Source organism: Salinimicrobium oceani, from assembly GCF_012037645.1.
Genome location: NZ_JAAVJR010000156.1, coordinates 1 through 686 on the forward strand (window position 1 = coordinate 1; position 686 = coordinate 686).

1 protein-coding gene is annotated in these 686 nt (G+C 49.1%); it reads right to left on the reverse strand.

All coding sequences use genetic code 11. The features are described 5' to 3' along the window. A partial coding sequence (locus HC175_RS15990) for a DnaJ C-terminal domain-containing protein (RefSeq protein WP_317172337.1) occupies positions 1-686 on the reverse strand: 686 nt, incomplete at both ends.

The following is a 686-nucleotide window of genomic DNA, read 5'->3' on the forward strand; positions in this document are numbered from 1 at the left end:
AGGCTTATATACAGGTCATAGTGCAAATTGTCTCCTTCTCTTTGCAGGAAAGGATGCTCCTTTTCCTCAATGGCAACCAAAAGATCTCCCGGCACTCCATTTCCCGGTGCATCGTTACCTTTACCTGAAACCTTTAGTTGCATGCCTTCAACAACCCCGGCCGGAATCTTAATAGAAACAGTTTCTTCACTCATTACGAGGCCTTGTGCATCTGCATCGGCAGGTTTCTGATCGATCATTTGGCCGCTACCGCCACAGGTGGTACATGGAGATGCGGTTTGCATCCTGCCTAAAATGGTATTGGTGATGCGGGTTATCTGTCCTGTCCCATTACAGGTAGAACAGGTTTTATAAGTTGTTCCTGCAGCCTGGACCTTACGTTTTACCTTTATCTTTTTCTCTACGCCATTGGCGATCTCTTCAAGAGTAAGTGCCACGCGAATTCTGAGGTTACTTCCCTTAACTCTGCGCTGGCCGCCGCCCCCAAAGCCACCAAAGCCGGAAAATCCTCCACCGCCGCCAAAGGCACCGCCAAAAATATCTCCAAACTGGCTAAAGATGTCATCCATGTTCATGCCGCCACCGCCGCCAAAGCCGCCATTCTCAAATGCCTGATGACCAAAACGGTCATAGCGTGCCCGCTTATCTTCGTTACTGAGCACTTCATAAGCTTCGGCAGCTTTTTT